Here is a 25,682-nt window from a genome sequence, read left to right as displayed (position 1 = left end):
GGAGAGCTTACTCCACTTCGACGATCATGTTGATCTCGACGGCGACATTCAGGGGCAGGGCCGCGGCGCCGAGGGCGGTGCGTGAGTGCTTGCCCTTCTCGCCGAAGATCTCGATCAGCAGTTCGCTGGCACCGTTCACCACCTGCGGGTGGCCATAGAAGTCCGGGGCCGAGTTCACGAAGCCGTTGAGGGTCACGATGCGGACCACCTTGTCGAGCGAGCCGATCTCTTGCTTCACCACGGCGAGGCGGTTCAGCACGATCATGCGGGCTCCTTCCTGGGCTTCCTCGATCGAGACATCGCCGGGCACCTTGCCGATGATCTTCTTGTCACCCTCGATCGGCAGGCCGCCCGAGAGGAACAGGAGATTGCCCGTGCGCACGCAGTTCACATAGGCGGCGACAGGCACCGGAACTTCAGGAAGAGCGAGGCCGAGGGATTCGATGCGGGCAAGGATGCTGTCCATGCCGCGGAGCCTAGAAGCCGGAAGTTCCTAGTGAGAAGTGCCAAGTTCCAAGAAAGGCAAGAACCGGGCACTTGGCCGGACTCCACGCCTATTCCTTGGCCGCAGGCTCCGGGGCCGGGACCGGCATCGGGAAGTCGTCCATCAGCAGCGCGACGAGTTGCTTGCCCGAGCGGGTGAGGGTCGCGGCATTGCCTTGGCCATCGATCAAGCCGCGGGTCAGGTGGCGGTGGCTGACCTTCGAATCGCGCACCGCGGTAACCATCGGCTCGACGACCTCGCGCTGGCTGGCGGCGATGCCGACGGTGAGGCCGGTGGCGCTGAAAGAGATCTCCCACGACGGGGTGGGCGCGGCCAGATCGCCCTTCGCGAGCCAACGGTGGCGGCTGGCGAAGTCCCAAGCGCCCTTGCGCGGCACGGTGACCTTGAAGTAGGGCGGCTGGGCCAGCACGAAGTCCTGCACGCGCAGGGCGGGGTTCTTCTTGTGCTCCAGGAAGAGCGAGGCCACGTCCATGCCGGCGAGGTTCATGCCGTTGAAGTTGCCGTGGAAATTCGTGCCGCCGGAGAAGGCGGTGTGCCAGCCGGCGAAGTGGTTGCTCATGAGCAAACACATCTCCAGATGCAGGTGGGCGCGGGTGCGGTTCAGCCCCGCACCGGTGTAGCCCATCTGGCCGATCAGGGAGCCGGTCTTCACGACATCACCGGGCTTGACCTTCACCACCGAGAGGTGGGCGTAGACGCTGTAGAAGGCGTCCTCGTCGAACTTGTGCTCCACCACGACGTATTTGCCGTAGTTCGAGCGGCCCGCGACATCGCTGGTGTGGACGACCATACCGTCGCTCACGGCATTCACTAGGTCCAGCGGGTTGCCGGCCTTGTCACGCTTGATCGGTGAGATGTCCACGCCCTCGTGGAACTTGGTCAGGACGACCTCGCCGCCGACGCGGATCGGCGTGCGGACGAAGCCGAAGCTGCCGCCCTCCCATGGCTTGGTGGTCGCACCCTCGAAGGTGCGGTCCACATACATGTAGAACTTCTCGGGCTCGCCGGAGAAGAGGTGGTGATTCTCCGTGGGGAGCTGGAGCTCCACGGCACGGGCGGACGAAAGGAGGGCTGCGGCGAGAAAGAGCGAGCGGAGCATGTCTTATTTTTTGCCTCGGGGCTTGGTCTCCCCGATGCGGGGAACCACTTGGTCGAAAGCCGCAATCTCGGCGTCGCCGATGCCCTTCCAGATCACCACCACGCCGTCGTCGATTTGCTTGTCGATCATCACGGCATCCACGATCCGGCCGTTCACGCGGGCGACCACCCAGCGGTTCACGCTGGTGGAGGTCACGGCGGACCAGCGGTTCTTGGCATTGCTCTTGAGCTGGAGCACGGCTCCGTAGCCCTCGCCATCACGGGAGGGGAAGGGGGCGAAGCCCGCGACATCCTTCGTGATGAGCTCCGGCACGCGCTTGTAGACCAGCCGCTGGCCATTCGTGTCCTGCGGGAAGATCATCTTCTCGTTGTCTGTCTGGTCGGCCTGGAGATGGAAGGAGATGCCGGTTTCTTCTCCCTTCTTGCCACTGGCATGCAGGGGCAGCACCGCGCAGGCGGAGAGAAGGATGGTGGCGGCAATGCGCGGCAGGGTCATGGGGCGCAGCTTGCCTAGCCCCGGCGGGTTTGAGAATCCAAAAATCGAGAGCCGGAGCGGCCGCCGGGTTCCGGGATTGACGGGGCGGGTCCGCTTCGCCATGGTCGCGACCGTCCAATGACCCTCGTCGTCTCCATGTATTCCCACCATGAACTTGCCTTCCGAGGCAAAGTCTGGTCGGCGTGCCGGGACGAGATCGTGATGGGATAACTGGATTTCCCGACTTTTTTCGCCCCGTCCGCCTTCACCGGTGGCCGGGGCTTTTTTGCGCCCGAGTCATGAAGACCGATTCAAACGACACCAGCCTGTGGCAGGACCTCAGATCCCTGCCCGCAGAGTACTGGATCATGTTCAGCGGAACCCTGGTGAACCGCTTCGGGCACTTCGTGATCCCATTCCTGGCCATCTATCTGGGCCAGCAGGGGCATGATGCGAAGGTGGCCAGCTTCGCGCTGGGGGCCTACGGTGCCGGGGCTCTGATCGCGGGCGCAATCGGTGGCTACCTGGCCGACCGCATCGGACGGAAGGCGACGATGCTGCTGGCTTGCACCGGCTCTGCGATTTCGATGCTGATGCTCTCGCAGGCACACGAAGTGCCGGTGCTGATCTGCGCGACCTTTCTGAACGGCTTGCTCTCGGCGATCTACGGGCCGGCCTCGGGTGCGCTCATCGCGGACCTGATCCCGCCCCAGTTGCGGGTGCGGGCTTTCTCCTGCCAGCGCTTCGCGGTGAATCTCGGCTTCGCCGCCGGGATGGCCACCGCCGGGTTCATGGCGGGGCGCTCCTTCTTCACGCTCTTCGTGGTGGATGCCGCGACGACATTGATTCTCGGCGTGCTGGTGCTCGTCGGGGTGAAGAACCGCCCGCGGGTGGCGAAGGAGCACAGCGGCTGGGGCATCGCGCTCCGCCACATGAAGACGAACCGGCCCTTCCAACTGGCGGTGGCCGCGTCCTTCCTGATCGGCGTGATCTTCTGGCAGATGAGCACGACCTACGCGCTGCAGGCGACAAAGGCCGCGAAGCTGGAGGAGAGCACCTACGGGCTGCTGATGGCGATGAACGGGATCTTGATCGTGTTCATGGAGCTGCCGCTCACAAGCTATACACGGCGCTTCTCGCCGGTGATCGCCATGGCGGTGGGCTATGCCATCGTGGGCGTGGGGATGGGCATGAACGCGATCGGCGCCTCGCTGCCTATCTTGGTGGTCAGCATGCTGGTCTTCACGGTGGGCGAGATGATCGCGCTGCCGGTGAACAGCAGCTACATGGCCTCGCTCGCGCCTGATGAAATGCGCGGGAGATACCAAGGCGTGATCGCGATCTCGTGGAGCATGGCGACGATGATGGGACCCTTGGTAGGGATCTCGCTCTACGAAGCGAGCCACACACTCTTGTGGCTCGCAACGCTGGTGCTGGCCCTGATCGCAGCAGCCCTGACCCTGGCGGGCGGGAGAGTCGGGAAAGCCGCCGCGCTGCCGGCGGGGGAACTGCGTGGGGCGGAGCCTTAGATGGATTTGTTAGATCATTCCAAGCAGTCCACTAACGCCGCCAGCACCAGATCGACATTCGCCTGCGTCGCCGAGTGACCCATCAGGCCGATGCGCCATGCCTTGCCCGCGAAGGGGCCGAGGCCGGCTCCGATCTCGATCGAGTAGTCATCAAGAAGCTTGGCGCGCACGGCAGCATCATCGGCACCTTCCGGAATGTGGATGCAGTTTAGTGTGTGCAGCGAGTGTTCCGGCACATAGCGGATGCCCATGGATTCCAGTCCCGCCCGCAGGCGGCGGTGCAGGCGTGCGTGCCGTGCGTGACGGGCTTCCAAGCCTTCCTCCAGCACGATGGTCAGCGCCTCGTGGAGCGCGTAGATCATGTTCACCGGCGCGGTGTGATGGTAGGCCCGCTTGCCACTACCCTTGTAGTAGTCCTTCAGCATGGAGGTGTCGAAATACCAGCTCTGCACCTTCGTGGTCCGCTTCTCCATTGCCTCCATCGCCCGCGGCGAGAAGGAGACCGGTGACAGCCCGGGCGGACAGGAGAGGCACTTCTGGGTGCCCGAGTAGATGCCATCGATGCCCCACTCATCCACCTTCAGCGGATGACCGCCGAGCGAGGTGACGGCATCCACGATCAGCAGCATGCCCGCGGCGTGAAGCATCTCGCCGAGTCCTTCTAGCGATTGGTGCGACCCGGTCGAGGTCTCAGCATGGACGATGCCCAGCGCCTTCGATTCCGGGTGCGCCTCGATCGCTTCCTTCAGCATGTCCAAGGGGAAAGTCTCACCCCAGGGGACATCCACACGGTGCACGGTCACGCCCGCGCGCTCCATCATGTCCACCATGCGTCCGCCGAAGACGCCGTTCACGCAGACGATCGCTTCATCGCCGCGCTCGAGCAGGTTCGTCACCACGCACTCCATGCCGGCCATGCCGGTGGCGGAGACGGGGAAGGTGAGGGCATTCTGCGTCTGATAGACTTCCCGCAGCATCACACAGGTGTGATCCATGATCTCGATGTAGCGCGGGTCGAGGTGACCCAGCGTGGGCGAGGCCATGGCGCGCAGGATGCGGGAGGGCACGGTGCTAGGACCGGGGCCCATGAGGATGCGTTCGGGGACGTTCATGTGAGATGGGGGTTCTTCGGAAGTTGGGTGGCAAAGGCCTTCGCGGTGAGCTCGGCGAAGAGCATGGAATAGGTCGGCAGCAACCGCCGCCGGATGAGATCGACGCGGGTCTCGTGCGGCACGAAGGCGCTTTTCATCGCGTTCATCGTCATCTTCTCCAATTCCACCAGACTGAGGCCGAAGGTCGAGGTCGCAATCGCGAGTTCCTTCGACATCTCGGTATCGCTCATCAGGCGATCGTCGGTATTCAGGAAGACCCGGAAGCCGGCGCGGTGGAAGAGGGCGAAGGGGTGCTCCTCGAAGCTCGCGCAGGCCCCGGTGTGCACGTTGCTGGAGAGGCACATCTCCAGCGGCACCCGGCGGTCCAGGATGTATTGAGCCAGGCGGCCAAGCTTCAGCGAGCCATCCGGCCGGATCTCGATGTCGTTCCGCAGGCGCGTGCCGTGGCCGAGCCGGTGGGCTCCGCACCATTGCAGTGCCTGCCAGATGGACTCCGGCCCGAAGGCCTCGCCGGCGTGAATGGTGATGTTGAAGTTGGCCCGCTGGATCGCATGGAAGGCATCGACATGCTTCTTCGGCGGGTGACCATACTCGCCGCCTGCGAGATCGAAGCCGACCACGCCGCGGTCCCGCCAGCGGATGGCGAGCTCCGCAGCTTCGAGGGAATCGGTGCGGTCGCGCATCGCGCAGATGATCAGTCCCCACTCCACGCCGAAGTCCCTGCGTCCGCGCTCAAGGCCATCGAGCACCGCCTCCACCACCTCATCCTGGCTGAGGTCCTGCTGGGTGTGGAAAACCGGGGCGAAACGGATCTCGGCATACACCACGCCATCGCGCGCCATGTCTTCGAGAAATTCATACGCCACGCGTCCCAGTGCATCCCGCGTTTGCATCACCGCGGTGGTATGAACGAAGCCCTCCAGATACTCCGGCAGATTGCCGCGCTGGGCCCCGCGATGAAACCAAGCCGCCAGCTCCTCCGGATCCGAGGTAGGTAGCCCGCCGTAATCCTGCTCCTTGGCCAGCTCGATGATGCTCCGGGGGCGGAGCCCGCCATCCAGGTGTTCGTGCAGCAGGATCTTCGGCAGACGACGGAAATCCAAAGCCGCCACGAGATCCTCTCCCAAGGGCAGGGGGGCGACAGGGTGGAATTCCGGATAGCGATGCTCAATCATCCTTCCTCTTCTAGCAGATCCCGGGCGCGGGGTGGGGGAAATTTTCGGAGGATCAGTATCGACTTGCAGTCATTAACTTTGTTTGGCAAAGTATCGCGGTGATTGACCATCGCTCAGCCCGGCATCCATTCGAGGTGATCTCGCGATGGTGGTGGCTCGTGTGGCTCACGCCACTGGTCTGCTTCATCGGCATGGTGATTTTCGAGATCGGCGGCGATGCGGGGAGGTCGGCCGTCGGTTCCATTCGATTGGCTCCTTTGATACGACCTGCCCATCCTCCGGAGCCTGCAGAGGTCGAGAACTTGATCCGCTCTCCGTCGGTGCTGCGCCGGGTGGTAGAGGAAAACGATCTCGCGGCCCTGTGGGCGATCTCTGGCGAAGAGGCGGCGATGCGTCTGCGGGCGTCTATCGATCACAGACGGGTGGGGTATGGTCTCACGACTGAGATCGCCGTGACCGAGATTCCGGGTGCCAACAGCCTTAGAGTCTGGGAAACGTTGAGCTCCGGAGTCATTGCTGAATCGGATCGAATTTCTTCAGAGGAAGTTGCCGAGCAGCTTGCTCCTCTAGAAGCGGAAGTCGGCCTTATCGAGAAGGAGACGAATCTTGCGAGGGATGTGCTGAGCCGCGAACTGAGGGGTCTGCCGCAGCATTCGCCCTTGGTATACGCTCCCTCGGCCTCGAGGAGTCATTTCGAGTCCAGACAACGCGATCTCGAGAAAGCGAAATTGAAACTCCTCAGAACCCAGATGGAGAACAAGGTCAGAGAGAATCCCGTTCGCTTGATGAAGAGTCCGGAATGGAGATCCGCTCCTCTTCTGGATCGAATAGAGGCTCCCCGGAACGCACTGCTCCCGGCTCTTCTCGGTGGGGGTGCCCTCGCGATCCTTTTAGCTTACGCTCTGGAAGCGTTGGTTCCGGGTCGGAAGCCCGACCAAGCCCCCTCACCATAACCCCGCGAAACGCGCCTTCAGCTCGGCCTGCCATTTCTCGAGGAAAACAAGGTCCCGGGCGACGAGCCATGGGTCGCCTTCACCCGCCTCGATCGCCGGGAAACCGGATTCCTGCACTTCGATGGCGGCCGCGACTTCTTCGAGCGCACCTTCCAATAGCTCCCGCACCTCCTGCACGGCGGGCTCGAGCATGGCCTTGGCCAGGCTGCTCAGCGCGGCACTGCGGCGGCGCGTGATCTCATCTGCCTTCTGGAGCACGCTCCCCACCTTGGAAAAGAGATCGAGCAGGTGAGGGGAGATCGCACCCCGCTCCTCGCCTTCGATCCCGCGGGATTCTAGCCAGGCACGGAGCCGCTTCGAGGGGCGCGACAATCGCGCGAAAGCCTCTTGGATCGCGGTGAAGTCCTCGTTGCTGCCGCCGACATCCGGATGGGCTTCCTTGCCCGCAAGACGGAAAGCTTCTCTCAACTCCTCCTCGGGAATCGCCAGACGCGCTTCGAGGCCAAGGCGGGTGAAGGGATCCATCTCAGATCTGAAATTCGGCTCAGGCCGCGAAGCTCTCTCCGCAGGAGCAGGTCACCACGGCATTCGGGTTGCTCACCTTGAAGCCGCCTTGCTGCAGGTCGTCGGACCAATCGAGCTCGCTACCGCTGACGAAGAGGGCGCTCTTCGGATCGATCACCACGTTCACGCCATTGCTCGGCACCAGGATGTCGCGATCCCGCGGGCCATCCACCAGATCCATCTTGTACTGCAGGCCGCTGCAGCCGCCGCCGATCACGGCGATGCGCAGGGCTCCCTCCGGGCGGCCCTGCTTCTCCAGCAGTCCGCGCAGGTGGGCGGAGGCCGCATCCAGCACCCGGACCAGCTTCTCGTTGCCCACCTTGTAATTTACTGCCGCCACGCTCATCGCGGGTGATTTTCACCCCGGATCGCCGCTCTGGAAACAGAAAACTGGCCATGTGCGTGGTGATCCCTACCTTCCGCCCGCCGACCACCCATGGAGAAAGAGGAAGTCACACCCGGACTCGCCGTCGCCCTAGGATCCTCGCTGCTGGGCTATTATGCCCACGCTGGCTTCCTGAATGGCCTGGCAGCGGCGGGTCTGCACCCGGCCAAGATCGCGGGAGCTTCCGCGGGAGCACTGGCGGGATCCCTCTACGCCAGTGGCTTGCGAGGTGACGAACTGCGCACAGCCATTCTCGATTCCGCACTGCGCTGGTCCTTTTTCGATTGGGGCTCCTTCCTGCGGCTTCCCGGCGTTCTCAGCGTCTTTTGGGCTTCCGGGCTCTTCTCCGGTCATCATGCGGTCAAACGCCTGCGCGGGTTGGTGAATGGTAGCGACCTCTCCTCCTTGAAGCTCCCGGCGATGGAGATCGCCGTGACGGATGCGGTGACCCATCGGCCCGAGATCCTCCGCGAGGGGCCGCTCGCCGAGCTGATCGTTGCCAGCTGTGCCGTGCCCGGCTTGATCACCATCCAGCGCGTGGGTGATCGCCGTTTCATCGATGGCGGGGTCGCCTGTGAAATCCCCTTCGAGCAGTGGCTGGATGACCCGGAGGTCGATACCATCGTAATCCACCGCATCCGCCACGAGGCGGGCAGCGGCCCCACGGTCTCTTGGGAAACGGTGGCCACCTCGATCGGCTGCGCGCACCAGACCGTGTGCAATGAGCTGCACCGGCACCGCGTCGAGCTGGCTCGGGTCAAGGGCAAGCGGCTCGTGGAGGTGGACACGATCACCCCCGCGCCCGGCATGTTCACCCAGCGCCGTGCCCCGGCCTGCTATGAGCGCGGCTACGAGTCCGGCAAGACGACGAAGTGGTGAGCTTCGCGCTTCCGGCGGGCACTCGGTCGGGTCTAGGCTGCGCGCGTGAGTGCCTCGGGATTCTTCAAAGGTCTGCTGTTCGTTTCGGGTTGGGCGGTTGCCGGATGGCTGTTGATCGGCGCACCCATGGAGCCGATCCAGTTTGTCCGCCGCGGCGCGGGCGGAGCGGTTGAGGCCGGCGGGGCGGAGGCGGTCTTCAAGCAATGGGAGTCGAATCCCTCACTCTCGGGTTCGCTCATCGCGCTCTGCGTTCTCGATGCGAAGGGCGCGGTGGTCTACCAGTCCCCGCTGGCGGAGACGGCGCTCTGCCCTGCCTCCGCTCTCAAGACGGTGACGACGGCGGCGGCCTTGGAGTTGCTAGGCCCGGACTATCGCTTCGAGACAACGCTCACCGGCACCGTGCCTTTCGGCGATGAAGGCATCCTCGAAGGCAATCTGGTCCTGATCGGCAGCGGCGATCCCACCCTGTCCTCCGAGGATCTGGAGGCGATGGCGGCGAATGCCGCGAAGGCCGGCCTGAAGCAAGTCACCGGTAGGGTACTAGTGGATGCCTCTCTCCTGCCGATCCGCCCGGCGAATGATCATTGGAATTGGGGCGATATCGGCAATGCTTATGGAGCCGGAGCCTACGGCATCAATGTGGACCACAACCGCATGATGATCCGCTTCCAGCCCGGAGCGAACGAGGGCGATGCGGCCACGGTGCTCGGCACCGAGCCCCCGGTGAATGGGATCCAATGGCTCAATCACGTCACCAGCGGTCCGCCGGGCAGTGGCGATGGCGTGGTGATCTACTCGGAGCCCTACGGTAGCTCCGTCACCCTACATGGCACCGTGCCGGCGGGGGAAGCGGAGTTCGCGGTGAGCGCGGCCATTCCGAATCCGCCCGCCCTTGCTTCCGCGATTCTCAAGGCGGCGCTCGTCAAAGCGGGAGTGAAGGTGCTGGATCAATCGGTGAACACCGCGGGCAATCCGGTTCCGCTCGCAACCCATCGCTCGCCCGCGCTGCCGGAGCTGATCGAGCACCTCCACCGCGTGAGCGACAATCTGGAGGCCCAGTGTCTCTTCCTGACGATGGGGCGGCTGCGCCAATCCGATCCCGCGGCCCTGCTCAAGAATCACTGGGAGAGCCGCGGCGTGAACTTCCGCGGGCTGCGCTTGATCGATGGCAGCGGCTTGGCGCGCGCCACGATGATCCGGCCGGTGGATCTGGCGCGGATCAATCATCTCGCGCGACGCGGTGCCCAGGGACAGGTCTTCCGGGATAGTCTGAAAAGCTACGTTGGCGGCGCGGTGCGCTCGAAGCTCGGGGCCATGTCCGGGGTGAAGACGGATGTCGGCTTCCTCACCTTGGCGGATGGCCGCGAGTTCACCTTCGCCCTCATGGCGAACGGCCTCGATCCGGCGTTGGACTTCTGGCCGCTGCGCGAGAAGCTGCTGGAGGAACTCAAGGGTAAGCTGTGAGCCGGATCACTCCTGCTCGTCGTCCCGCTCCAGTCTCTCCACCTTCTTGCGTAGCTCGGCGATCTCTTGGCGCAGCTCTTTGACGAGCTTCTCCTGCCGGTTCAGTCGGCGGGCCAGATTGTTTTGCCTGCGCTCGGGTTCCTGCGCTTGCGGCTTCACCTCCGGCTCGGGCTTCGGCCCGCGCGGCACGATCGAGAGCGTCTTGCGCTGACCTTGGTGAAGGATCTCCAGCGACACCGGTCGTCCTTCCTTGCCGCTCTTCTCGACCGCCGTCTTCAACTCTTCCAGCCCGCTGATCTTTTGGCCGTCGGCGCTGATCACGATGTCATCAACCACGATCCCTGCCTCCGCTGCCGGCGTATTCTCTGCCACCAAGCTGACGCGGGCACCGACACCTTTTTCGAGCCCGAGGTGAGCCCGGACAAAACCCTCCAGAGGGAGAATCGAGATGCCGATCAACCACGGGGAGGGGCGGAACTCCGGCAGTCCCGCTTTGTCCGGCGAATGCGGGACGAGCTCCATCCGGAGGCGATCCATCACTTCCCGCTGCATCCGGTCGCTTGGAGTTTCCGGATCACTTCTCCGTTCCATCTCCTCGCGCACGGAGGGCAGGCGTTCGCCTTCCAGCACCTCCCTCATCTCATGCGGAAGCTCGGGCTTGGGACCTTCCGGCTTGGGGACCGGCGCGTCCCTGAATTCCTGGGCAGGCAGATTCATCGCTGCACAGAGCAGGATGCTGGAAAGTGATGCGATCGTCTTCATAGTCGTGTGAGAAAGCGAGCCACAGCGGGATCAGTTGTCTTTCCGAATCGTAAAAATTCGGACGGATTCCGGATTTTACAAGGGCTTGACGGACTTCCGCCCACAGTCGAGCAAGGATGCCGCATGAAGACCGTCCTCCTTGCTGCCGCGCTTGTCCTGCCGCTCCACGCACTCCCTTCGGACGAGGATCTACTGAAGCTCGCAAAGGAGAAGACCGGGATGGAGTGCCTCACCCCGGTGCCGGTGGACATGGCGGCGAAGGTCGCGCTGCTCTGCGGCGAGCCTGGTTTGAGATCTCCGAAGGAAGGTCCGCACGAGGGCGCACGCCTCCTCATTCATGCGAGCGCGGACGCCGTGCTGCGGGTCTTTGATCCCTGGGGCAAGTTCCCGGAAGGCAGCGTAATCCTGAAGGAGAAGCTGGCGCGGGGCAGCGACTCCACCCAACTCTTCACCGGCATGCTCAAGCGCGAGAAGGGATACTTCCCCGAAGGCGGGGACTGGGAGTATTTCACCGTGGATGCGAAGGCCACGCAGATCACCGGGCGCGGACGGCTGATGCAGTGCGCGAGCTGCCACGAGGACTATCCGGAGAGCGACTTCGTCACCAAGGCATATGCCGCCCCGGTCCAACTCAGCGGTGGACGCATCATCCTGCACTCCAGTCGCGCGCAAGTGCGGGGGGAGAAACTCAAGTATGAGCGCGCGGAGGCGAAGAACACGCTCGGCTTCTGGGTGAATCCGCAGGATTGGGCCTCATGGCATTTCCAAGTCGTGAAGCCGGGCACCTACTCGATCCATATCTGGCAGGGCTGTGGCAAGGACAGCGGTGGCAGCGAGGTGGAGATCAAGTGCGCAGGTCAGAGCGCGAAGTTTACCGTGGAAGACACCGGCCACTTCCAGAACTTCAAGGAGCGTGTCGTGGGCAAGTTGAGCTTCGACAAGCCGGGTCCCCAAGCTCTCGAAGTTCGCGCACTCTACAAGCCCGGAGCCGCCGTGATGGATCTCCGGCAGGTAATCTTGGTGCCGGAGCAGTAGTCACGGAGGTAGTCCGCACACGCCGTGTGCGGATGAAGGCACCCTTGTTGCCGCATCACCCCGAGGGCCCTCCGGTATATTCCGCTGCCAGAACTGCTTCGTCCGCACACGGCGTGTGCGGACTACCTCGCCATCCTGCGGAATGTGAGGTTGATCCGCGCCGCGCTCACCTTCTTCGTCGGTGGTAGCTGATGCTGCCAATGCCGCTGCGTCTCTCCCTGCATCACCAGCAGGCTTCCGTTCTCCAGCATCACCTCCACCTTCTCCCGGGTCTCCTTGTGCCGGAAGTCGAAGCGCCGCTCCGCCCCGAGGCTCAGCGAGGCGATGGCGGAGTCCCTCTCGATGCTCTTTTCGTCATCGCTATGCCATCCCATGCCTTCTTCACCCTTGTGGTAGAAGTTGACCAGGCAGCTATTGAAGACCGTTCCTGATCTCTGCTCTACCAGAGCCTTCAGTTGGAGCAGTCTTTCGCTCCAAGGCATTGGCTGCTTGGTGGAGCCCGAGTAAGTGTAGGCAAGTCCCGGGTCTCCGAACCACGCGACCTCGCGGGAGGTGACGACCCGCTTGCCGAACATCACCAGCTCGTCGCGTTGCCAAGGCACCTCGGTCTGCAAGCCTTCAAGGTGATCCCGCGCCAGGACTTCTCCGAGAATCGGACCGTGATAGATCACGGTCCCATCCCGGGGAAGCAGGTTGAGGTCTGGGGTCTGGAAGAAGTCCACTCGCGCCATGGTGGCGCAGGAACGGGCTCAGCTCAATCCCAGCGGTCCGCCTTGGCTGAAGTCTTTGTGGCCGAAGGTCGGGATGTGGTGGCCGAAGGCGTGGGCGATCGAGAGCCAGAGTCGGTTGTGGGTGGTATCACCGAAGTCCATCGCCTGTCCGGTCTTGAAGCCCAAGCCGCCGCCGACCAGCACGAAGGGGATATTGTCCAGCGTGTGGCTGTTGCCTTTGCCCAGCTCGTTGGTCCAGACGATGGTCGTGTTGTCCAGCATCGTGCCTTGGCCTCCCGGCTCGGGGATGGAGTCGAGCTTTTTGGTCAGGTAGGCGAGTTGTTCGCAGAGCCAGATGTTGATCTTCACCAGCTTCTCCTGCGCGTCCACGTTGTTGTCGGGCTCGTGGGAGAGGTGGTGGTGGTCCTCGTGGATGTCCAGCCAGCGCATGCGCGCCTGACCCACGCTGTTCGTGTATTGAAGGGTGGCGACGCGGGCCATGCCGTTGGCGAAGGCATTCACCAGCAGGTCCGCCTGCATCGTGCTGATCTTCGGGATGCCGTCGTTGTCCAGGGCCACGCCTTGTTCGAGGGCAGGCGGCGGGAACATCAGGTTCTGCGTGTTCGCGCTCTGGAGGTCCTGCTCCATCTCGCGCACGAAGGTGGCATGCTTGTCTAACAGGTCCTTCTCCTCCGCATCGATGTTCGAGCCGATCTTCTTCAGGTCATCGCGCACCTCATCCAGCACGCTGCCGAGATTCTCGCGGTCCTTGGCTTGGCCGTAGAGTTTGTCGAAGACGGCGTAGGGATCGCTGAGCGGGGCCAGCGGCTGGTTCGCGCCGGCGTAGGATTCGCGGGTCCACGGATCGGCGCGGTTCGGCACCGCCACACCGAGCTCCAGCGAGCCGAAGCGCGTGGCCGTCTCCGGCCGCGCTTGCAGGAAGTTCCGGATCTCCTGGTCGATCGAAATGTTCCGCGCCCAGCCGGCCGGCTTGTCGCTACCGCCTTGGATGTTCCCGGGCAGGAGCTCGTCCGCGGTCAGCAAGCAACTGATCCCGCGCATGTGGCCGTCGCCATCGCCGCGGATCTTGTTGTGCACGCCCTTCAGGGTCATCAGCCGGTTCTTGAAGGGCTCCAGCGGCGCAAGGATGCGCTTGAGCTGGAACTCCGGTCCCGTTTGGTCCGGCCAGAATTCCGGCGGGATCGTCCCGTTCGGTGTGAAGAGGAAGATGATCCGCTGCATCTTGGCCGCACCATTGCCCTGTGCGAGCGAGGGCAGGGAAGGGAGGAAGGGCAGCGCGGCGGCGGAAAGACCAAGCTGGCGGAGGAAGCGGCGGCGGGTCGAGAGGTTCATCGGCTTGCTTGATCGGGGTGGCTCACGCCGTGGCTCGCGGCGAAGGCGTTCATTTCGACGAGAAGTTGCCGGACATTCCGGCCGGAGGCATTGAAAGCGACATCGAGTTTCGACAGCGTGTCCAAGCCATAGGCCGGGGGATTCTGCTTCAACCCGTATTGGAAAAGCTGGCGGATAAAGCCGCGGCGGGCGGCCTCCGAATTCGCGGCATGGTTTGCCAGATCGCGCGGACCGTGGAGCTTGAGTTGCTCGCCATCCTGCGACACGTAGTCCACGATCGGGTCGATCGGGCGGTCCTTCTCGCTGGTGCGGAAGCGGCCCACGGCGTCGAAGTTCTCCAGCGAGAAGCCCAGCGGGTTGATCGTCTCGTGGCAGGTCATGCAGTTCGCGTTGCGGGTCATCTCCGCAACCTTCTCCCGCATCGTCATCTTCGGATCGAACTTGTGGTCCTCGAAGGCGATCGCCTCCGGCGGTGGCTTGAGCAGTCCGCCGAGCACGTTGCGCGTGAGGAAGACACCGCGGTGGATCGGGGAGGTAGAGTCATGATGCGCCAGTCGGGCGAGCAGGTAGGGATGGGTCAGTACGCCGGCGCGTTGCGCGGGATCCACCTTCACCGGCTGGAAGCCACCGCCCTCGGGCATCGGCAGGTTGTAGAACTTTGCCAGCCGCTCGTTTAGCAGCAGGTAGTCCGCTTCTAACAACTCGCGGTAATCCGACTTCTCGCTCCAGATCACGCGCTCGACGAAGAGTTCCAGCGAGCGCCGGAGATCCGCCACCAACGGGGCATCGAAGCCGGGATAATCCTCGGCGTCCTTCTGTAGGTCCGCCTCGCTGTCGAGCTTGAGCCAGCGTTGGAAGAACTCGTTCGTCTTCGCCTTCGCCCGCGGGTCGGCGATCATCCGCTGCGCCTGCGCCTTGAGCTGATCGGCGTTGCGGAGCTGGCCGGACTTCGCCGCATCGGCGAGCGCTTGGTCAGGCAGCGAATCCCACAGGCCCAGCGCCAGTCGCGAGGCCACGGTGAAGTCGTCCTTGCTCTTGCCGAGCTCCGGGTAGAGGAAGCGCGGGGAGGTGAGGACCAGGATCACCGCGCGTTTCACCGCCTGATCCGGTGCCACGCCCTCGGCGAAGGCTCGCTCGACGTAAGTCTGGCGTAGCTCCTCATCGAGAGGACGCCGGAAGGCACGCTCCGTGAAAGTCGCGCAGAAATCCTTCAGCTTTTGCACCCGGTCCGGGGCGTCGTCCTTCGCGCCGCTCAGACGCTGCAGGCGCGCGACCACCGAGTTCGAGACATCGATGGCCGATGCTGTGACGGCCTCATGCCACGCCTTGGAAACTTCGGTGCCGCGCTCGTAGCCCTCGCTCGCATCGTCGGGTGGGAAGGCGGTGTCCACGATGGTCACGTGGGCGGCCTCGGCAGGGGAGAGGTAGGGAGCCTCAAGCACGGCCCAGTCGGCGCGCGGTTGCTTCCACTCCAGCTTCACCATCCCGCGCTTCTCCTGGAACTTGAAGTAGTCCAGACGGAAGGGATAGCTGCGCCCCCCGAGCAGGAAGATCCGCGCCGTCTGCACACGCACCTCCGCGCCGGAGCTTACCCATGAGTCGATCAGTGTGGTCTGCCGCTTCGCGCTGCTGTCGTCGCGGAAGTTGCCGTCGCCCTCCTGGCGCTCGCCGTTCAGATAGACGCGGGCGCCGTTCGGAGTGCTGAGGCGGAACTCATACCAGCCCGTCGCCGGTGCAATCAGGGAGCCATCCCATGCGATCGAAAATTGGTCGGGCGTGATTCCCTCGACCGGGGCGCCCTCGCCGAATTCGAAGTCCAGTCGCTGGTCCTCGCGGTCGAGCACCTTGCGCGCCTTCTTGTTCATCCCGTCCGACTGGAAGTACTGCGCCTTCAGCCCGCGGCCTTCGCCGGGTACGGTGATCTTGCCGAAGCTGCCGAGCAGATCGGCCACGGATTCGCGGTACTGCCGGTTGGTCAGGCGGGCCACGGCCATCTTCGGCGGGGTGCCGGTCTTCGCCCTCGCCTCGGGCGAGTAGAAGCTGCCGTAGATGTATTCGGCCACCTTGCGCGATTGCTCGGCATCCAGGATGTCCGGGTCATCTTCCGGCATCCGCTTGTCGATGTACTTCGCCAGCGAAACCAGCGAGCGCTCGCCATGCAGCGGCTCGTCGCACTCGTCCTCCACGCCCTCGCCGTTCTTGCCGTGGCAGGAAGCGCAGTGCTGCGAGTAGATCGCATCTCCCGTCGGCGGCACCTCCTGCGCCAGCAGGGCGCCGGAGAATCCGAGAAGGAGATGATAGGAAAGGATACGCATGACCCACGCCAGATACGTGGGTCAGGCTACTTTATTTCCACGGAAACGCCACCAAGTGACGATTTTCGCAGCTCACACCTCGTCCTTGCTCAGCCAGCGGAAGCGCTTGACCTCGAAGCGTCTGCCGAAGTCCGACTCGGTCTCGGAGCGCTCCGGGTTCAATCCGCTGGAGTCCGGCTTGAGCGGTTCGGGCAGGCGCTGGACCACCGCCTCGCACCAGGCCTCGGCCTCAAGTTCGCCCTCGGAGTTCATGCTGCTGCCGTAAGCGCGGACCACGAAAGTGTCCGAGCGGGCGGAAAGCGCGGGCCCGAGGAACTGCATCACGTCCGCCTGGGTCAGGAAGCCGAGCGCACCCCACGCGGTGGTGTCCGGCTTGTTGCGTTGCTCCATCCGGGTGGCGTCCTGGATGTGGTCGGGGTGGGTGAAGTTCGGCAGCGATTTCGTGTTGTCGAGCGGCCACAGGCCTTGGAAGGCGGCGTTGATGCCGGCCCGGTCGATCGCTTCCTGCAGCGCGCCCTTCTTGCCGGCCGTCTCGTTGGTCAGGCGGCGGTTCACGAAGTCGCTCATGGAGAGGAAGGGCCCGCGCAGTTTCACCTGGCGCACGATCTCCTCGGCGAGCTTGCGCACCTCGTCCCGCGTCAGGGTCCGTTGCCCGCTCCATGCCTCGCGTGAGTCCGCTTCCTTGCCGCTGAACTTGTTGTTGATTCCCGGGATGCGCGGGAAGGTCACCACGTCATCGCCGAACTGGGCTCCCACGCTGGACAAAAGCACGGATTCCCACGCGGTGACGCTGGTGGAGTTCACGTTGAAGGCGCCGTCCACTCCCAAGCGTGCGGCTGCACGGTGGAAGTTCTGGATGTCGGCGTTGGCGGACTCCGCATCGCCGGAGATCAGGCGCATGCGTCCGTTGGGAAGCGGCGAGACCGTCGCATCGGAGAGGAAGGCGTTCTTGTCCGCGCTGCTGCCGCTGGAGAGGAAGAACTCGTCCCACAGCGAGTGGTTCAGCTCGTAGCTCAGGTCGAAGATCAGGTTCTGGTCGATCGCGATCTGGTCGAGGAAGTCGCGGGCATGGTAGGCCCAGTTGTCCTCGTTGGAAGTCGGGTTGCCGTCGTTGGTGTTCGACCGACCGTCCGTGGAGTAGCCGATCGTGTCTTGGTTCCAGCCGCCCTTGTCGCGGTTGAGTCGATCGCTCCGGCGTGGCTCGGTGCGGTCGAGCCCCACCCGCGGCTCGGCCAGCGAGTTACCGAAGGCGTAAGTCGGCTGCCACATCATCTGCGAGAAGTTCACATGCTGGAAGGCACCCAGCGAGGACACCTCGGCACCCCGGCGCGGCACGTCGAAGAGGATCCGCGGGTGCAGGAACTTCACCGGTTGTTCGAAGGGATCGCCCCGGAACATCCCGTTCTCGAAGCGCGGCGTCATCTCGTTCCAATCGATCGCGGCATCGAAGAGGTCGCGGGTGTAGATGCCGAAGAAGTTCGGCGCCACGTCGGTCACGTTATCGAAAGGATTCCGGAAGAAGTAGGACCCGCGCATGTTCCAGTTCGCGAGCGGGGCGCAGTCGAAGTGCGAGGTACTCGCCAGGCTGCCGGATCCGATCCGGTTCGACTGGTGCTCGTCGAACCAGCGCAAGCGGAAGCCATCGCGGGTCCGGCGGTCTGGCGGGGACTGGATCGCCGGGTTCTCCACCGACGAATTGACGAAGGTGACCGGGTCCAGATAGCTCCACACCACCGGCATCTCGTCCTCATCCCCGTACTGGTAGGCACAGGAAATGAAGCGCGCGGCGGGCATGCGGTTGAAGGTATCCCGCGTCATGGCGCCGCCGCCGGTGAGCGGCTTCCAGATCATCCGGTAGTCGTCCGCCTGGGTATAGCCGGCGTCCTGCACGTTGCCCGGCGGCTTCGCCATCACATACTCGCGCCAGAATTTCGGGATGCCCGGCAGACAGTTGTACTTCACGCCAGCGGAAGGCGGCCAACCGGAAGCATAGGGGTAGAAGAGCGCCTTGTTGTCCTGACGCGAGTCCTGATAGAAGCTCCGGCTCGGGCTGGGACCCATCCCGGGAGTGAGGACATTCGGCGAGAACTCCACCTCCGAATAAGCGCGGTTGCCCGCTGGCGACCACATCACGGATTCACCGGCACCGAGCGTTGCCCCCTGCATGCGGAAGTAGAGATTGCCCGGAGCGGCACCGCCGTCCTGCGTGTTGCCGTCGGCCGGGCCCCACAGCATGTCGTAGGTCTTCACGCTGTTGTTCTGCATCGTGACCTGGATCATCTTCTTCCCGTTCACCTGCATGTTGATCATCGAGTCGCCGATGGTCATGTCGAAGTTGTACGGGTTCCATAGTACCACCCGCGGGTATAGGTGCAGGCGCATCCCGTAGGGGCTGGTGGCGTCCACCCCGGGCCGCTTGTAATAGCTGATGTTGTAGTAGACGGAGCCCTCCACCAGCACCGGTGCCAGCTCGGTATCGCCCATCTTGCGGAACTCCACCTTGTTGCCATTGGCCAGAGGGTAATCCGCCGAAGTCTTGTAGCTGCCGAAGGAAGCCTGATCCGCCCGGCGGGCCCAGTCGCGCAGCAGCCCGAAGGTGGGCGAGATATTCAAATAGCGGTCGGCCTGGCCCGGGCTGCCGGATTGTCCGTCCGCGATTCCGTTGCGCGGCCCCACCAGTCGGTCGCTGTCGTCGATGCCGATCGAGTCGTTGCCCTCGCGGCCGATGCTCCCGTCGCTGACCAGGTAGGCGGTCAGATCCTTCTTCAGTCCGCCTTGGCGGACATCCGTCAGGAGCCCCAGCGAATCCGTCGTGAGATCGTGGAAGTGCGCCTTCGCCAAATCCTGATCAACCCCGCCCAAGGTCAGCTGACCTTGCGTGATCATCTTCGAGCGCTGCCCGTTCTCCATGTCCTCCTGCGATCCCACTGCAGCGAGCGAGGCATCCTGCGAGAGCATCGTCGCGCGCAGGGAAGCAAGATTCGCCCGCGATTCCTGCGAGCCATCGGGTGTCGCGATGTTCGCCCGCGCGCCGAGATCTCCCACCCACCAGGCATAGGTGCCCTTGGTTTCTTCACCCTCCATCAGCGCCACCTCCGGCGCGGAGACGAGGCTGTTGGCATCGTCATCCTTCACGCTCCCCGGTCCCACCAGTTCCACCATCTCGTCATCGGAGGGAGTCCGGTTGTCCTCACCCTGCCAGTAGCGCATCTTGCCTTCGTTACCGCTCACCAGCGCGGTGATGCGCTCCTCCTCGCGATCCCAGTTGCCCATCGCGCGGCGATCATAGAGGCCGCCGTCATCGGCATTCCGCATGATGTAAGGAGACCCGTCTTCACGCGTGGAGCGCCAGACATTCACCCAATGCGGCTGTGCCAGACGCGAGGATTGCGTCGGTCCCACATCCTCTTCCAGCAGGCGCGAATCCGCGCTTACCCGTTGGTCCGGTCCCAGATGCTTTTGCAACTGCCCGATCGCCATCGCCAGCGCGAGACGGGCGTTGGCGCGGGCATGATCGCGCGCCATCTGCGTGCTGGTCTTGCGGATCTCGATCGTGGACAAGCCCAACAGACCGATGATAAGGATTGCCAGTAGCGGCAATACCACGAGGGCCGAAATCAAGGCGAAGCCCCGTTCGTGAAGATTCTTGAAGCGCGTGATCAACATGGGAAAAGCGCGGGAAGAATCGATGAATCATCCGGAAGGACGAAGCTCCCCGCTGTCACGTTTCCGTGGCAAAACTTTTCAGAAATGCGCAGTCCCGTGGCGGATCCGTAACAAGCCCGCCCGGATTCACCGCGCCATGTGACGGATTGGTGTCGGATCACCTCCGCTGGCACAAAAAAGCAGCCGCCCCCGAGGGAGCGGCTGCTTGGTTCGAGTTCTCTTCGGATCTCCGCGATCGATCAGGGCGTGCCGTAAGCCACGTCCAGTCGGAAGAACTTCTTGCCCGTCTTCGGCACCGTTAGCGAGATGCTGTCGGTTCCGTTCACCGCGCCGGTTTCGGTGTTCCACTCGATCAGGTCGGTGCTCGAAACGATGCGGTAGGCCAGGTTGCCATCGCTCTTCGCCTCGGTCCCCTTCGGGAAGCTAAGCGTGAAGTTAGCGCCCGCATCGACCAGACCCGGCAGCGTGTTGTGCCTTCTCGGATCGAGACCCAGCGCATACTCCACTAGCGCCGGGATGCGGTCGCGGTCGTTGTCGGAGTCATGCGAGATACCCGCGGCACCCTTCGTCTCGGCCCAGAGTTGGAAGGCCGTTGCCGTGCCCGTCTCTGCCGTGATGATCCGCAGCACCGGCTCGGCACCCGGATAGTTGGCCACCGCACCGGGGAAGAAGATCTGCCAGCCATCCGTTGTATCCGGCCTCACGCTGATGCCATGGTTCGGATAGCCCGCACGCCAGGCTTGGGTCATGTTCGTCACGTCGAAGAACGCGGCGCTGGTTTGCCCCATGCCCGTGGCACGGCTCACTTCCGGGCTGATGTTCACGCCCGGGATCGGGCCGCTCGGTCCGTAGGAAATCGAGGTATCCCAGTCGGTCAGCATCCGGTGCACCGAGAAGCCTCCCGGGCTATGGGCATTCACGTTCCCTTCCGGGATGAGCTGCGTGCAGGTCGTCAGCACCAGTTCGGCGCGCACGATCTCTTCATCCTCGGGGATCGCTCCCACGCCGGCTCCGAACTCCACGGGGAAGCGGAAGATCGCTTCCTGCGTGGCGTTGAAGATCTCATCGAGGAAGCCGGTCACGAATGTCGAGCCGTCGGTGGTTCCGTTCACGGGATCCAGTCGCACCGATTTGTCCGCCGCGAAGGTGTAGGTCGAGATACTGGACGTCACGTAGCTGATCACCAGCTTCGGGCGCACATTGGCATTCGTGTTGCCTTCCGTGCAGAATTGCCAGCCGTCCGCCGTGCCACCGGTGAAGATGGAGAAGCCCATGTTCGGGTTCGAGGATGGGTCGGCGGCGAGTTCGTCCGCCCAGTAGCGCACGATCGAAGTTACGTCGGAGCTTGCGACCTGGCCATCCGCCATCGAGCCGAAGCCCGCGACCGGCAGGCCGGAGGAAGCGCCGCGAACGCCTTCAAGGCCCGGCAGCCCGCCATCGAGCATGGCATAGGTGGTATTCGCATCCACCGGGACCAACAGGCGGTCCACGACGAAGGGGCCGGGCGAAGGCGAGTTGCCGCCGGGGCCGGATGTATTCGTGGTGATCACCAGTTCCGCCTTCGCGATCTTCGCGCCCGGCGGGATCTGGCCCGTGCCGGTGCCGAAGAGGCCGTCGAAACGGACGAGCGCATTTTGGTCCGCGCTATCCACATGTCCCGGGAAGCCGTCCACGTAGAAGGCACCCGTCGCGCTGCCCAGCGTGTTCGTGTAGACCGGATTGCCGTTGGCGTCGGCGACCGCATTCTTGCCGATGTGCTTGGTGAAGGTGCCGGTGTAGCCGCCGATGCCGTTCTGGAACGAAACCGTCTGCACCGGGACCAGCGAGGCCGCATTCTGGATCGTCGCGCTGGCCGTGAACGAGGTGGCGGTGTAGCCGCTGCCCGCCGCAAGTGCGATCGTCACCGTCTCGTCGAACTCGAACTGGCTGTCCGTGTTGATCGTGATGTCCACCGTGGCGGTGGCCGAGCCCGCGGCGAAGCTCACGCTGCCGGAAGGCGCGATGTAGTCCGTTCCGCTGGTCGCGTCGCCGGAGAGCGTGTAGTTCACCGTCAGCGGCGCGCTCAGGTTGCCCGTGCGGGTGAAGGTGAATTGGACTGTCTCGTTCGTGCTGTTCTCCGTGGCGAGTCCGTCCGTCGTCTTCACGTAGACCTCGTCACCCACGGTAGCCACCGGATTCAGCGGCACCGCTAGGAAGCGGAAGCCGCCCGCCTGCGGGCTGCCCGACACGCCCGGCAGGTCGTGCGAGAAGACCATGAACTTGTTACCTTCCGCATAGTAGGAGTAGATGTTGTCTCCGCCGTTACCTGCCTGGTGGTCGGCGGTGATGAAGAGCTGCGTGTTCGAGGGATTGATCACGCTGCCGTCGCCGAAGGTGATCTCGTAGGATGCACCCACTTCGCGGGTCGTGGCCCCGATCGCATCCAGCGTTCCGTTCAGCGGTACCAGCGTGCCGTTGTTCAGGATCCGGCCGCTATATACGCCCTTCGTTTCGTAGGGGATGTAGAGGAAGGAGAAGTCGCCGTTCTCCACGTTCTGCGAGTTATCGCGGTTTACCACCGTCCAGCTGATGCCGGTTTGGCCCACGTTGGAGACGTTGTCTGCTCCCGTGCCTGCTCCCGAGCTGATCGCGATCATGTTACCCGTCAGCGGCAGCCCGGTGATCAGGTAGTTGCCCGCGGAGGGATTGGTCACGCCGATGCCGACCGGCAGGCTGGTGCTGCTGCTGATCGTCGCGTCGGCATTCACGTTCGCTCCCGTCCAGCCGTTCGCATAGGGGAAGAAGCCGAGCGCGAAGCGGCTCGATTCCGGCCGCGTCACGGGATCGGTTTGACCGTCCTGCGCCACGTCGGTCGTTGCCAGCGCGTAGTTGCCGCCCTCATTGCGCGGGATCACGAAGTTGTCGATCGATCCACGTGTGGTCGTGTCGAACCAGTTGTCGCCCGCGTAGTTGGTGGCGAAGAGGATGCCGGAGTTGAAGGGCACCGGGCTACCGTTGATGTTCACGGCCGGTGCTCCCAGGGTGGTGTCCGGCGCGGTGAAGGCCAGCGGCGCATTGGTGCTCGTCAGCGTCTGCCAGTTCGGCGTGGCGTTTGGAGGCGTCTCGGCCGTTTCCGGCGGCTTCGGATCGATCTCGCGATCTCCGCCGTCGATGATCCCCAGGCTGGAGCCCGGAGGCGTGGCCGGGTTCACCGGCGCTTCCATGATGATGCGGGTGCTCACGCTGGAAACGGTGCTGCCGCCTTCAAGCGTGGCGAAGGCTTCCACGAAGCGATAGCCCGGGAGCGGCGCGGGGATGGTGATCTCGTAGGGAGCGGTGGAATCCGTGCCCACGGAGACACCGTCGATCATGAAGTTCACCTGCTGCACCGCCGCCGGGGTGGCCGTCGTCACTGCCGCCGTCAGCGTCAGTTGCTGGCCACTGCTCGTCGGGTAGATCGTGCCGGCCACGGGATGCGTCAGGGAGATGGCCGGCTCCTTCGTCAGGAAGACGAAGCTGAACATGTCTTCATCCGCCGTGGCGCCGTCTTCCAGCGTGGCGGGGGAGAGATCCCGGCTTTGGATCACCCAGCCGGATTGCGCGGTGTCCCATTGGTAGCAGACGAAGTTGTCCGTATTGTTAGGCACCGGGGTCACACCCGTCGGTGGCTTGCCGCCGTCCGCGGAGATGATCAGCGTGCCGGTGCTTTCCGTCTGGCCCGGGATCTGGAGCAACCATTGGCCGACACCTGCCAGCTTGGTGATCGTGTAGTTGGCGCTGCCTACTTCGGAGCTGCCATCGCTCTGCACGCGGCCTACGGCTTTCACGTGGCCGCGACCGGCTGCTGCCACCGGGGCGTAGGCGAAGGCCAGGCCATCCTGCTCATAGGCCGTGGCATTGTTGCTCGCATTGTCCTTCACGGAGATGCTGAAGCTGCCGTCCGCATTGTCGGAGGAGAGCGCGAAGTTGCCCTCGTTCTTGCCACCGATGACGAGGAGCACGCCGTTCGCGGAGGTGGCGGGCACGCCATGCGATTGCAGGGCGGAGAGATTCAGCGAGGCCAGGCCGCCGCTGAGATCCGTGAACTCCATGCCCACGCCGGAGCGGATCGAGGGATGGCTCAGGAAAGTGGTGAGCGGACCTCCGTTCGTGCTTCCTGCGCTGGCGTGAGCTCCCAGCCAGCCTTCTGCATACGGGAACCAGGCGGCGGCCACGTTGATGTTGAACTCGCCGGCCGGCTCGGTCCCGCCGGAGGTCGATTGGATCGGAAGATAGAATCCGCCGCCGGAGATTTCCGAGTGGCTGGTGGCGTAGGTAGTGCCGTTCGGCCCACCGCCGGAGACGTTGTTCCGGCCGTTCTCCGTTACCGACGTGATCATCACGCCGTTCACGTTGTTCGTCGCGAAGTTGTCGCCGAACTGCATGTCGATGTCGCCGCGGTTGTGACCGCGCACATGGATCCCCGGCGTGGCACCCGGCTTGATGGTGACCGCTACCGCGGGGTCTACAGTGGTCTGGTTGTTGTTGGTGGTATTCAGCTGCACCACGTTCAGGCTGCCGTGCTCGAGAGCGAAGGTCAGTCCGGGCGTGGCAAGCGCGATGAAAGCGCTCAAACGCGAGGGAAGTTTTTTCATGCGGCGCGGACCGTGGGTGGAAATCGGTCTGCGTAGCCATGAAACAAGGGTTACAGATGAGACACGCGAATCGCTGCCTATGAGCTGCTTGTGTAGCAAGTTCGCCACATCGGAAGTGTCGCGTCTGTCACATGGGTAATCCGTCCGGGCGACATGCCCTTGCCTGCAAAGGGTTTGCGCGAGTGCTCCATTTTCCGTGCCTCCGAATGCGACAGGAACGTCACTTTGCGGATCATGAATTTCTTCGCGCATTGCCCTAGCTGGAGCGGACATGAAGTTTCTTCCTGCCGCTGCATCCCTGCTTTTCACCGCGGTCGCCTTCGCTCAGGAGCCGGCGGCCCAACATAGCCTGCGCATCCTTCCGCTCGGTGATCCTCCGCCCTTTCGTCAGGAGGTGAAGGCCGGCGTGCGCTATGAGATCCCCGCACCGGAAGGCACCGTGCCGCCGCGCGAGATCATGGTGGCCAGCAAGATCGCCACCGAGGAAGCGCCGAAGGAGTTTCCGCTCCGCCTCCGTCTGGGTACGGCCACGCCGCCGCTCATGGTTCCCTCTCCGCAGGATGGTAAGCTCGCCGTGAAGACCGCCGCCGGAGCTCCTTGGGTCAGCATCCCGCTCTCGCAATCCAGTTCCACCCTCGCGCTCGTGTGGCGCACCGGAAAGTCGTGGAATGAAGCTGCCCGCGTCTTCGCCCTGCCGGATGATACCAAGGAAGGCGAATTCCGTTTCATCAACCTGACCGCGAAGCCGATGGCCGTCACCTGGGGGGATCTCAAGCTCAAGCTCAACCCGGCCACGACCATGATCCAGCGCATGCCGGATGGGAAGAAGGCCATCCCGCTGACGATCCAGTATCCCGCTCCTGAAGGCGGCCTGAAGCCCTGCTTCTCCACCCAGGTCGAGAAAGCAGCCGGCACCCGCCAGCAATTCGTCATCTACGTCGCCGACGGCGAGAAGCCGAAGCTGCCCGTAAAAGTCCTTCCGCTTTCCGACTCCATCTAACAGATCAGCCACGCCCATCCCGGGGAAATAGAAAAGGTCGGATGGCACCTGCCACCCGGCCTTTTTTGTGAGTGCTCTCAATCACTCAT

At 63.8% G+C, this 25,682-nt stretch carries 19 protein-coding genes; 6 read left to right on the top strand and 13 right to left on the bottom strand.

The genetic code is table 11. From position 1 onward, the window contains the following. Positions 1 to 7 precede the first annotated feature (7 nt). From OJ996_RS18340 to OJ996_RS18330, 3 genes are all read right to left on the bottom strand, one after another. Positions 8 to 466, bottom strand: a complete 459-nt coding sequence (locus OJ996_RS18340) for a RidA family protein (RefSeq protein ID WP_264515103.1) — start codon at positions 464 to 466, stop codon at positions 8 to 10. Positions 467 to 554: 88 nt separating this feature from the next. Beyond that, entirely contained in the window at positions 555 to 1,604 is a 1,050-nt protein-coding gene (locus tag OJ996_RS18335; protein ID WP_264515102.1) for a M23 family metallopeptidase, read from the bottom strand. Positions 1,605 to 1,607: 3 nt separating this feature from the next. Then, positions 1,608 to 2,099 carry a hypothetical protein gene (locus tag OJ996_RS18330; RefSeq protein WP_264515101.1) on the bottom strand — a complete coding sequence of 164 codons (492 nt, stop codon included), beginning with the start codon at positions 2,097 to 2,099 and terminating at the stop codon, positions 1,608 to 1,610. 278 nt (positions 2,100 to 2,377) lie between these two features. On the opposite strand from OJ996_RS18330, the gene OJ996_RS18325 reads away from it, so the two are divergent. Next, complete coding sequence (locus OJ996_RS18325; RefSeq protein ID WP_264515100.1) at positions 2,378 to 3,607, top strand: MDR family MFS transporter; 1,230 nt, start codon at positions 2,378 to 2,380, stop codon at positions 3,605 to 3,607. Between the two features lie 14 nt (positions 3,608 to 3,621). On the opposite strand, the gene OJ996_RS18320 is transcribed toward OJ996_RS18325, so the two are convergent. Together OJ996_RS18320 and OJ996_RS18315 are read right to left on the bottom strand one after the other, a co-directional pair. After that, complete coding sequence (locus OJ996_RS18320; RefSeq protein WP_264515099.1) at positions 3,622 to 4,719, bottom strand: pyridoxal-phosphate-dependent aminotransferase family protein; 1,098 nt, start codon at positions 4,717 to 4,719, stop codon at positions 3,622 to 3,624. Beyond that, entirely contained in the window at positions 4,716 to 5,894 is a 1,179-nt protein-coding gene (locus OJ996_RS18315) for an adenosine deaminase (protein WP_264515098.1), read from the bottom strand. Before OJ996_RS18315 ends, OJ996_RS18320 begins: the two co-directional genes overlap by 4 nt. Before the next feature lie 98 nt (positions 5,895 to 5,992). Between OJ996_RS18315 and OJ996_RS18310 the strand changes: the two genes are divergently transcribed. Further along, on the top strand, positions 5,993 to 6,847 hold the full coding sequence (locus tag OJ996_RS18310) for a hypothetical protein (protein WP_264515097.1): 855 nt from the start codon (positions 5,993 to 5,995) through the stop codon (positions 6,845 to 6,847). Here OJ996_RS18310 and OJ996_RS18305 read toward each other — a convergent pair. After that, entirely contained in the window at positions 6,839 to 7,372 is a 534-nt protein-coding gene (locus OJ996_RS18305; RefSeq protein WP_264515096.1) for a J domain-containing protein, read from the bottom strand. The genes OJ996_RS18310 and OJ996_RS18305 overlap by 9 nt on opposite strands. 19 nt (positions 7,373 to 7,391) lie before the next feature. Beyond that, entirely contained in the window at positions 7,392 to 7,757 is a 366-nt protein-coding gene (locus tag OJ996_RS18300) for a HesB/IscA family protein (RefSeq protein WP_264515095.1), read from the bottom strand. A gap of 90 nt (positions 7,758 to 7,847) precedes the next feature. On the opposite strand from OJ996_RS18300, the gene OJ996_RS18295 reads away from it, so the two are divergent. Both OJ996_RS18295 and dacB read left to right on the top strand, forming a co-directional pair. Next, positions 7,848 to 8,675, top strand: coding sequence for a patatin-like phospholipase family protein (locus tag OJ996_RS18295; protein WP_264515094.1), 828 nt, complete (start codon positions 7,848 to 7,850; stop codon positions 8,673 to 8,675). Between the two features lie 45 nt (positions 8,676 to 8,720). Then, positions 8,721 to 10,139, top strand: a complete 1,419-nt coding sequence (dacB, locus tag OJ996_RS18290; protein WP_264515093.1) for a D-alanyl-D-alanine carboxypeptidase/D-alanyl-D-alanine endopeptidase — start codon at positions 8,721 to 8,723, stop codon at positions 10,137 to 10,139. A 6-nt stretch (positions 10,140 to 10,145) separates the two neighbouring features. On the opposite strand, the gene OJ996_RS18285 is transcribed toward dacB, so the two are convergent. Continuing rightward, complete coding sequence (locus tag OJ996_RS18285) at positions 10,146 to 10,901, bottom strand: PDZ domain-containing protein (protein WP_264515092.1); 756 nt, start codon at positions 10,899 to 10,901, stop codon at positions 10,146 to 10,148. Positions 10,902 to 11,024: 123 nt separating this feature from the next. Between OJ996_RS18285 and OJ996_RS18280 the strand changes: the two genes are divergently transcribed. Continuing rightward, on the top strand, positions 11,025 to 11,936 hold the full coding sequence (locus OJ996_RS18280) for a DUF5077 domain-containing protein (protein ID WP_264515091.1): 912 nt from the start codon (positions 11,025 to 11,027) through the stop codon (positions 11,934 to 11,936). A gap of 122 nt (positions 11,937 to 12,058) precedes the next feature. Here OJ996_RS18280 and OJ996_RS18275 read toward each other — a convergent pair whose 3' ends face one another. The 5 genes from OJ996_RS18275 to OJ996_RS18255 form a co-directional block, all read right to left on the bottom strand. Then, the gene (locus tag OJ996_RS18275; protein WP_264515090.1) at positions 12,059 to 12,667 is read right to left on the bottom strand and encodes an alpha-ketoglutarate-dependent dioxygenase AlkB family protein; all 609 of its coding nucleotides are present in this window, start codon (positions 12,665 to 12,667) and stop codon (positions 12,059 to 12,061) included. 18 nt (positions 12,668 to 12,685) lie between these two features. After that, positions 12,686 to 13,999: a DUF1552 domain-containing protein gene (locus tag OJ996_RS18270; RefSeq protein ID WP_264515089.1), complete on the bottom strand. Its 1,314-nt coding sequence runs from the start codon at positions 13,997 to 13,999 to the stop codon at positions 12,686 to 12,688. Continuing rightward, on the bottom strand, positions 13,996 to 16,314 hold the full coding sequence (locus tag OJ996_RS18265) for a DUF1592 domain-containing protein (RefSeq protein ID WP_264515088.1): 2,319 nt from the start codon (positions 16,312 to 16,314) through the stop codon (positions 13,996 to 13,998). Before OJ996_RS18265 ends, OJ996_RS18270 begins: the two co-directional genes overlap by 4 nt. A gap of 72 nt (positions 16,315 to 16,386) precedes the next feature. After that, a complete protein-coding gene (locus OJ996_RS18260) occupies positions 16,387 to 19,980 on the bottom strand; it encodes a hypothetical protein (protein ID WP_264515087.1) in 3,594 nt (1,197 codons plus the stop codon). Positions 19,981 to 20,219: 239 nt separating this feature from the next. After that, entirely contained in the window at positions 20,220 to 24,593 is a 4,374-nt protein-coding gene (locus OJ996_RS18255) for a Calx-beta domain-containing protein (protein WP_264515086.1), read from the bottom strand. A 271-nt stretch (positions 24,594 to 24,864) separates the two neighbouring features. Between OJ996_RS18255 and OJ996_RS18250 the strand changes: the two genes are divergently transcribed. Beyond that, positions 24,865 to 25,593, top strand: coding sequence for a hypothetical protein (locus OJ996_RS18250; protein ID WP_264515085.1), 729 nt, complete (start codon positions 24,865 to 24,867; stop codon positions 25,591 to 25,593). The last annotated feature ends 89 nt before the right edge of the window (positions 25,594 to 25,682 follow it).

This window comes from Luteolibacter rhizosphaerae (genome assembly GCF_025950095.1).
Lineage (GTDB): Bacteria > Verrucomicrobiota > Verrucomicrobiia > Verrucomicrobiales > Akkermansiaceae > Haloferula > Haloferula rhizosphaerae.
The sequence above is the reverse complement of the archived record's forward strand: the minus strand, read 5'-3'. Positions and strand labels throughout refer to the sequence as shown.